We start from the raw sequence: 9,392 nt of genomic DNA on the forward strand, positions 1-9,392 counted from the left end.
AACACAAGCCGATATGGCTGTCGCGCACGAGCGTCTCCCTGACTCGCAGGGATACCTCGCCGCGATCCGTGAACTTCAACGCATTGCTCAGGAAATTGATCAGGATCTGCCCGACCCGCAGTGGATCGCCGACAAGCCTGAGCGGAATCGCGGGGGACGTGGAAATGGACATCATGACGCCTTTCGCTTCCGCCGTTTCCCGGAACAGGCCAGTGACACGGTCCAGCAGTTCGGACAGGTGGAACTCGCGCGCGTCGATGGTGATCTGTTCCGCCTCGATCTTCGAGAAATCCAGGATATCGTTGACGATCCCCAGCAAGTGCCTGGCGGATGCGCTGATGCGCGCCAGATAGCGATCCAGCTTGTCCTCGCCCTCCCTGTTCAGCGCCAGATGCGACATGCCGATAATGGCATTCAGCGGCGTCCTGATCTCGTGGCTCATATTGGCCAGGAACTTCGCCTTGACGCGCGCAGCCGATTCAGCCGCCTCGCGGGCTGCCGTCAGCTGCAGAGTTCGCTCTTCGACGCGTGCCTCCAGCGTGTTGGTAAGCAGCTCCAGGGCCTGCCGGGTGCGCTCCTGATCGGTGATATCCGCGGCCACGGTACCGACGCCGATGATGCCCGCATCGTCCGGCCCGCGCACCGGGAACTTGACCATGCGGAAGACACGTTCATAGCCGTAACGAGGACTGATCGTATGCACCTGGCTTTGGCATGTTCCGCTGGCCAGTACCAGTTCGTGCATATCGCGGCTGATCTCCGCGATACGGCGATTCGGGATGATGTCCCAGTCGCGGCATCCCACGGCAGCGCCGTACGGCACCCCGATGGCCTGCTCGTAAGCACGATTGGCCATGATGCCTACGCCCTTGAGGTCCTTGTAGGCCAGCCCGGTCGGCACGTTCTCGCTGAACGCGCGCGTGCGTTCCTCGTTCTCGCACACACTGCGGCGCGCGCGCCACTGGAATGCCGCCAGCGCAAGGATCAGCCCGATCGCGATCGCGGTAAGACTCACGATCGCCGTCCGGACCAGGAAGTACGACTGATAGGCTTCGTCAACGTGTAGCTCGACGACCAGCCCCATGTCCTGGCTAGCCAACCATCGACCAGCCCCGACGACCTTGTGCCCGTCATAGCCGTCATAGCCATCGGCGGCCACCGTCTCCTCGTCTCTAGCCGCCAGCAGCTGCGACGCCAGTTTGGTCGGGGCGTCGCCAGCGCCACCCCGCACCAGCGAATCGCCGGCAGGCTGCTTGCCGGCCACTCTCGCCCACAGCGGCCCGGAGACATCTTGCCGCGGACGATCCGGCGCCGCCTGGCGCTCCAAGGCACGGGTCGGGGAGAGAATGCGCGCGGAGGAATCGATCGCGTAAGCCTCGCCCGTTTCGCCTATCCGGCCCGCCTTGAGAATCTTGAATAGCCTCACATAGGGATCGACACGCAGGCACAGGTAGCCAGCGATCTCTCCATCCGCATCGATGCGTGCGCATGCAAGCTGATAGAACATCCCGGCCGGCTGCTCGGCGCCCAGGACCATGAGCGGCAGCGTCGAGACAGTGGGCCGAGAGATGGCAAATCCAAGCTCCTGCGCCCCCCGCAACGTGCTTTTGGTCTGCTCGGTCAGGTTCGAGATGTTGACATAGCGCGGGCTGCTCGCCGCGACAATGGTATGGTCCGGCCTGATCAGGGCATAGCCGTCGAAGCCCCGGCTCCTATAGATCGGCAGAATCCACTGATCGAATTCAGTCAGCAATTCCGCGCGGCCGGGATCGGCCAGGATGCGTTTCACCAGTTTTATCAGGGCAGGACTCTCGGCAATGGTCCCGACCCGCCCCGCCGAATCCTCTCCCATGGTCCGGTTCAGGTCCGATATCGCCTGCAGCACGCCTTTCAGGCGGCTTTCGGCACTCCGATGAAATTGCTTTTCGAGGCCCCGGAGCACCTCGTGGCTCAAGACCAGCAGCAATACGACGGCGACCGCCGTCATGATGAAATTCAGGCGGGTTTCTCTACCGCCCGTCCCTCGCAGACTCCTGAAGTAACGCTTCATCATGCTTTCCTGCGACGGTTTTCGGCTTATAAAACGTTGGCGGCGTTCCGGCCCGGTTCCGGCAGATAACGCGCCCTTGATTTTTGGTTTTCGTCACTTTTCTGGTTTTCGTCACTTTTTATTGACGGCCTGGCAGGATGGATCAATCAAGAAACAGCGTTGTCAATTCAATTGCGGATTTGACTTGCAGTTTCTCCATCAAGCGCGCCCGGTGATTTTCCACGGTACGGACGCTGATCCCCAGTTCCGTGGCAATCGCTTTGCTGGTCTTGCCGGTCGTGACGTGCCAGGCAACGACTCGCTCCTTCGGGGTCAGGAGTGCAAGCCGCGTGCGTTTGTCGGCCGAAGCCAGCCTCTGTTCGTGCATCTGGCGGCTGCGCTCCAGCGCACCCCGCACTTTTTGTACCAGCATTGCGCCATCGACCGGCTTCTCCAGGAAATCGAGCGCGCCCGCCTTGATCGCCTTGACCACCGAAGCGACCTCGGAGTAAGCGGAGACAAAGATGGTAGGCGGAAAAACGCCCATGCCGACCAGCGCGCCCTGCACCTGCAGGCCGCACATCCCCGGCATGCGCAGATCGCAAACCAGGCATTCAACCGGAGCCGGTCGGTACGATTCGACAAACTCGCGAGAGGAAACAAACTGCCTTATGTCTGCGCCAAGACCGCGGAGCAACTCATGGTATGTCCAGAGCACAATTTCATCGTCGTCGACCAGATAGATTACGGATCGTTCAACTGACACAGCCTACGCCTCCATTTCCTGATGCCTTGCTACCGGATGCCGGCCGGTCTGCAAGTTCACCGCGCTGCGACCGATAGGCCGCGTGACACGCACTCCCCCGTTGGCACAGTAGGCCAGCATTATTCTGAAGTGGAAATTGGGTAATCCCCGAGTCGCGGGCAAGCAGAGAAACCGAAAATTGGCTCGACCGAGTGATCATCTCGGTACGCATTCCAATAAAAAACTCAGTCGCCTCATCCACCAGGCATACCGGGAAGAAAGGTGTGATTTTTTCGCCTCCCGGCATATTAATGATTTTAACCATTATTATAAAATATTATAATAATCCAAGATTAAAACCATATATCTCTTAAGCCGCAATCGATGCCCTGATGAAGATGGAGGCGACGACCCGCGACCTGGGCTGGCATCCTGCGCGGGCACGAGCCTGGGGATCAGGCCGCGGCGATGGAACCATGACCATGGCTGCGCGCTTGCCTGCCGCGCACCAGTGCATGAAGCAGCCCGGCGCTGCCGGCGCCAGCCAGGCGGAAGAACTGACAGGCTACTGCCCGTGGCTCATGAAAATGCCGCATCCGGCACTGTGGTGCCACTGAGCGAGGATGGTGGGGTGCGGACCAGTGCTGCGACCGTATCCAGACAGGACATGGCCTGTCTGATAACGCCCATTTCCTGACCGGGGTCGCGCGCGGCCTGAACCACCAGCCTGGCACTCATGCACAGTCGCAAGGCGCTGACAGGGACACCCGCCCTGTGACCACAGTCGACCGGCTGACCGATCTGATAGGCCAGAGCGTCGGCGCCGCGCCCCGGCCTTTGCAGCCGATGATAGATGCCAGCCGTTTCGTCGCGGCTGAGCACAGCCTGGCCGCCATGCGAAGCCGACCGATACAGCAGGAAGGGGTAAATGGTCTGAATATCGTCCCAGTTCGACGGGCTGTCCAGCGCCGTGCGGTCCAGCGCCGGTACATCCAGGATGGAAAAAGCCGGATCGCGGCTCAGCCTTTGCCGGATGGCTTTGGCGAAGCGCCGCAGAATGCCCTCGACTTGCGGGGCTGGCACCGCACGGAACTCGCGCAACTCATGGACCGCGGCCTGCCAGCGCAGCAGCAAGCCAAAATTCGCATGCGATCCGAGGGATTGCGCGCATGGCCAGTCGTGCGGCCACTCCTCGCGAGCAGAGTAGAGGCGGAGTTCCGCAGGGATGCCTCGCTGGCGCAGCGTCTCGCCGGCCACCGCCGGCAGCAGCAGGGCGCCGGAAAACGATGGCCCTGCCACGAACTTGGAACCGGTCAGCGCAATCATGAAGCCGTTGCGCAGATACGCCTGGATGGTGCCCGGCTCGATGCGGAACTGGCAGGCATCGACGAGGACCTGCACCGCCGCTGGCCAGCGGCGGTGCAGGCGCATCACGCACGAGATGCTTGGCGCAATGCATCCGGTCTTGGAGACATCGATCAGCACCAGCAGCACATGGCGTCCGTCATGCACGGCCTGGCTGACGAGCGCTTCGATTTCCATGTCGACCACGTCGGCATCCCGGAGACTGCCATCGGCGTGACGGATCGGCACATTGAGGATGTCGCTGGCGCAGGCCTGGCCAAGGGATTCGCCCGGGTTGGTGATACGGCCCAGCGCGTTATAGGTGCTGAAGTGCCGCCCGGTCAGCGCCGCGGGCACGCCGCTGCCGCTCTCGGCCTCGCCGGCCAGGATCACCAGGGGCCGGACCGGGACGCCACTGGCGCCGCCATCCCCCGACAATCTCGCCGCCACCTGCGCCGCAAGCAAATGCACATCGGTGCCCGACGCCGAGAAGACGAGCCCGGGGTCAAGGGCATGATCGATGCCGCACAATGCCAGCAACTCGCCGCGCAACCGGTCCATCTCGCGGCGATACAACTCGGCCGCGGGCTGGTGCGCCAGCCCGCCGGCCAGCCGGCCGCGAAGTCCGTCCGCCACGGCGAGCGCCGCCGGCGAGATCCCCGAGGAAGTGGACGAGCCAAAGGCAACCAGCCCCGGTGAAGCGCATGGCTGGCAACCATACTTGTTCCGGCCAGTGACGGGGTCCAGCGCGATGCGATGATCCCCGCCGCTCACCAGCAGGTCAGCCGTCGATGGCAGCGGCATCGGGAGCGTGCGATCGGTCGGCATGGTCGGCATGGCTGGCGTTGATCAGCATGGTCCTGAACGCAGCGAAGATCTTGTGCATCTGCGGCTGCTTGTAGGGAAAAAGATCGACCGGATCGATATCGTGCACGACCATGGCCGTGTCCGCCTCGAACACCAGCAACTCGCCATCCGGCGTCTCGGCGCAATCCAGGCCGACATAGTCAAGGCCCAGCCGCTCCTGGATCAGCGCGAGTGCATCCTTGTGACGCAGCGCGAAGGTGTGGTCGAAGTCGCGCATGATCGCCGCTTCTTCATCCCGCTTGGCCGCGCTCTCCGCCATGCCGGCATTGAGATAGTGAATCATCCAGTGCTCGGAGATGCCGACGTGGCAGACGTACGGGCGCCCTTCGATCAGCACAAGCCGGTATTTCCGGTACTGGCCGTCCGCGTTCCGGTAGTCGATGAAGTAAGAGACGTAGAACGCGGGCTCCTGGCTGTGCGCCAGGTAGCCGGCAAGTTCGGCCGCGTCGGCTATCTTCTCCAGTCCCTTGCCGGCATGCGAACCAAGGGGCCTGACGATGATCGGGAAACTGCCCTCGCCCAGCACCGACGAGATCGCTGCCTGCCCACTGGCGACACTCGCCAGTACCTGGCGATCCACGCGCCGGGTCGGCGGCATGCAGATGCCCGGAGCCGACGCCAGTATCGACGCAGCCGTGTCCCGCGACAGCAGTTGCAGGCGATCCGGCATGTTCAGCACTGGGCGCGGCCAGATGGCGGCGAGTGCGCGCAACTGCTCCAGCACAGGCTGGGTACGGTCGGATTCGCCGACTCCGATAAAGAGCACATCGTGCTCCGGCACGGCCTGCGGCAGCGGGTTTTCCGGGGTGACATACAGTGCGTCGAGCGCCACGTCGGAGTTGCCCAGCAGGCATTCGATCGGGGTGTTGGCCATCAGGTCGCCCGACACCATGACGGCCAGCACGCGCAGGCGAACGCCATCACCGCGCAAGGTCGGCAGATGATAAAGCTGCCGCGTCTGCAGCGCCTCGGCCTGGACGGTCATGGCGAGCGCATGATCGCCGATCAGTTGCAGGACCAGCGAGAGATCCATCAGTGCGTTCGCGTCGTCCGGATGCGACTCCAGATGCTTGATCAGTTCCGCGCCGAGCGGGCGCAGATCCTCATTCTGGTGGGCCGCCCGCAGCAGGTAGCGCAGACCGATCAGGGTGTCCGGGCCCGGCGCCTGGGTCACGGGGTCATGGATTGCATTCATTGTAGCAAGTCGCTGGCTTCGGAAATGGATAACGGTGCACTCAGCGACCGGCCGAGCGCAAGGGTGGCGCCCAGCAGGACATCAATGTCCTGCTCGGTGCTGCGATGATTGAAAAGGGCAACCCGGATCGCGAAGCGGCCGTCGAGCACGGTCGATGACGGTGCGGCCACGCCGGATTCCTGCAGGGCGACGACGAGATCGCGGTTGACCTGTTCGATGGCGCCGTGTGCATTCAGCCCGGTGCCGATGAAGCGGAAGCAAACGATATTGAGCGATGGCGGCGCCAGCATTTCCAGTTCCGGCTCGGCATCGATGCGCCGCGCGAGTTCCTGCGCGAGCGCGCAGGTATGGGCGATCATGCCGCCCAGGCGCTCGGTACCATAGACCTTGATCGTGAACCAGGTCTTCAACGCGCGAAAGCCGCGCGAGAGGTCCGGCCCGAAATCGCAAGGCCAGGGCGAGCCGGCCGCCATGCCGCGCTCGCCGCGGCTGAGATAGGTGCCTTCGTGCGTGGCAAAGGTGCGCAAGTGCAATTGCCGGTCCCGGACCACAAGGAAGCCGGCGTCATAGGGGACTTGCAGCCATTTGTGGAAATCGAAGGCGATCGAGTCTGCCTGTTCGATTCCGCGCAGGCGCGGGGCCAGTTGCGGGCACAGCATGGCCAGGGCGCCGAAGGCACCGTCGACATGAAAATGCAGTTGCTCCCGGCGGGCAATGCGCGCGATCGCTGCCAGGTCGTCGATGGCACCCGTATCCACGGTGCCGGCAGTGCCGACCACGAGAAATGGCGTAAAGCCGGCAGCGCGATCGACGGCAATGGCCGCCTCGAGACATGCCATATCCATGCGCCCCAGATCGTCAACGGGAATCGATCGCAGGTTGTCTTTTCCCAGGCCGGCGAGGTCCATGCCCTGCGCGATGCAGCCATGCGCCCTGGCCGAGGTGTAAGCACTCAGGCGGCGCGAAGCTTGCGCCACGCCGCCCGACCGGACGCCACTGCCGAGCGCCCGGGTCCTGGCGACCAGCACGCCGGACAGATTGGCCATGGAGGAGCCGGTCAGGAACAGGCCGCTCGCATCCTGCGGGAAGCCGAACAGCTCGATCACCCAGCGCAGCACCTGCCACTCCACCTCGACCGGGATATGGTCGCGGCCACCCAGATTGGCATTGAGCCCCGCCGCGAGCATTTCCGCCAGCATCCCGACGGGCGTCCCCCCGCCATGCACCCAGCCCATGAAGCCGGGATGCGCATTGCCGACCGCAAACGGCAGGATACTGTCCATGAAGGTCTGGTGAACCTGGTCCAGCCCGCTTCCTTGCCGGGGCAAGGGCTCGTGAAAACGCCCGCGCACCGCGTCGGGAATCGGCTGCCAGACCGGCCGCTCGCGAATGCCCTGGAGATAATCCAGCATATCGTCGAGCATGCGGTGGCCCTGCGCCCTGAGCCCGCTCCAGTCGACGGGGTCGAGACTGGCGGGGACTGGCTGCCGGCGGCCCTCGTTGGTTGGTGTTGACATGGCTATTGGCTGTCCGGAAAACGCACGTACCCCTGCCGAGGGGCGTCGCGCGACCTCGGTTCCGGGACATCGTGCAGGGGATCATAGCGTCGGGCCGCTGGCGCGTTTTGAAGAGGATGGCGGGTTTTTTGCCTTATTTCTCCGGGAAACGCTGAACATCGCCCATGCCCCGCTTCCGCTCAAAGCGGCGGGCCAGGCTCCCGGCCGCCGGGGGCACCAAAAAAACAACACCACCGCCCGCCTTAACACAATCCGATAATTTGCGAGCGCCGTCGCACGCGACGATAATTGTGTCGTCAAGCATCTTAAGCAACGCTCCCGCCTCTCCTCACCCCTGCCCTCCTCCCATGCAGCCACACCAAGGCCTACCCCATCCCCAACGAAACTGGGCCATTCTCACCGTGTTCTGCGGCCTCATCATGGCTGTGCTCGACGGCTCGATCGCCAATATCGCGCTGCCGTCGATCTCGCGCGAGCTAGCGTCGGACCCATCCAGCACCATCTGGGTGGTCAACGCCTACCAGCTCACCGTCACGGTGTGCCTGCTGCCGCTGTCCTCGCTGGGCGACATCCTTGGCTACAAGCGCGTGTACCGCATCGGCCTGGCGGTCTTCCTGGTGGGTTCGCTGTTGTGTGCGCTCTCGCCAAGCCTGCCGGTGCTGGTGGCGGCGCGGGTGGTGCAGGGCATCGGCGGGGCCGGCATCATGAGCGTGAATACGGCGCTGGTGCGCTTTATCTACCCGCCCACCAAACTCGGCCGCGGCATTGGCCTGAATGCGCTCGTGGTGGGCATCACCATCGCCGTGGGTCCTTCGGTGGGCGCGCTGATCCTGTCCATCGCCAGCTGGCCGTGGCTGTTCGCCGTCAATGTGCCGGTGGCGATCTTCGCGCTGGCGCTGGCACGCACGGCGCTGCCCGCGACGCCGCCCCAGCCGCATGGCTTCGACTATCGCAGCGCGCTGCTATCGGCCGCGGTGTTCGCCTTGTTCATCCTGGGTGTGGACGGCGCGGGCCATGCCGCGTGGCGGCCTGCCGCGGCGGCCGCGCTGGTGGTGGCTGCCACGCTGGGCTGGTGGCTGGTGCGCATGCAACGCGGCAAGCCGGCGCCGCTGGTGCCGGTGGACCTGTTCGCCAGCCGCTCGTTCACGCTGGCGGTGGGTACGTCCTTCTGCTCCTTCATGGCGCAGATGCTGTCCTTTGTCGCACTGCCCTTCTACCTGGAATACCAGCTTGGCCGCTCGCTGCATGAAACCGGGCTGCTGATCACGCCGTGGCCGTTGATGGTGGCCATCATGGCACCGCTGTCGGGGCGCTTGTCCGACCGGTATCCCGCCAGCGTTCTGGCTGGCATCGGGCTGACGTTGCTGGGCTCGGGGCTCGTGGGGCTGGCACTGCTCGGGCCGGATGCTTCAAGCTTTGCCGTGTGCTGGCGCATGGCGATGTGCGGGCTGGGGTTCGGTTTGTTCCAGTCGCCTAACAACCGGGCCATGATCGGGGCGACGCCGCCCGCACGCAGCGGTGGCGCCAGCGGTGCGCAGGCGACTACTCGGTTGCTTGGGCAGACTACGGGGACTGCAGTGCTGGCGTTGTTGTTCAGCATCGATCAGGGTGGCGCTGCGCGGGTGGCGCTTTGTGTGGCGGCTGCCGTTGCGGGGGTTGGGGCGGGGGTTAGTTTTAGTCGGTTGCGGGGGGGTA

Annotated in this window: 5 protein-coding genes and 1 pseudogene; 1 reads left to right on the plus strand and 5 read right to left on the minus strand. The window is 64.1% G+C overall.

What is annotated here, in order from left to right; translation table 11 throughout:
* The 5 genes and pseudogenes from CF70_RS39075 to CF70_RS23960 form a co-directional block, all read right to left on the minus strand.
* Positions 1-2,053, minus strand: a pseudogene (locus CF70_RS39075) (histidine kinase dimerization/phospho-acceptor domain-containing protein); the annotation flags it as partial.
* 139 nt (positions 2,054-2,192) lie between these two features.
* The gene (locus CF70_RS23945) at positions 2,193-2,795 is read right to left on the minus strand and encodes a response regulator transcription factor (RefSeq protein WP_035870576.1); all 603 of its coding nucleotides are present in this window, start codon (positions 2,793-2,795) and stop codon (positions 2,193-2,195) included.
* Between the two features lie 558 nt (positions 2,796-3,353).
* The gene (locus CF70_RS23950; protein WP_152561901.1) at positions 3,354-4,946 is read right to left on the minus strand and encodes a hypothetical protein; all 1,593 of its coding nucleotides are present in this window, start codon (positions 4,944-4,946) and stop codon (positions 3,354-3,356) included.
* Positions 4,900-6,180, minus strand: coding sequence for an ATP-grasp domain-containing protein (locus CF70_RS23955; RefSeq protein WP_035870578.1), 1,281 nt, complete (start codon positions 6,178-6,180; stop codon positions 4,900-4,902). The genes CF70_RS23950 and CF70_RS23955 overlap by 47 nt, the downstream gene beginning before the upstream one ends.
* Positions 6,177-7,697: a pyridoxal phosphate-dependent decarboxylase family protein gene (locus tag CF70_RS23960; protein ID WP_051648886.1), complete on the minus strand. Its 1,521-nt coding sequence runs from the start codon at positions 7,695-7,697 to the stop codon at positions 6,177-6,179. Before CF70_RS23960 ends, CF70_RS23955 begins: the two co-directional genes overlap by 4 nt.
* A 347-nt stretch (positions 7,698-8,044) precedes the next feature.
* Here CF70_RS23960 and CF70_RS23965 point away from each other — a divergent pair.
* On the plus strand, positions 8,045-9,392 hold a 1,348-nt coding region (locus tag CF70_RS23965; protein WP_051648890.1), incomplete at its 3' end, for an MFS transporter.

Origin of the sequence: Cupriavidus sp. SK-3, from assembly GCF_000611145.1 — a bacterium.
In the GTDB taxonomy this organism is placed as follows: domain Bacteria; phylum Pseudomonadota; class Gammaproteobacteria; order Burkholderiales; family Burkholderiaceae; genus Cupriavidus.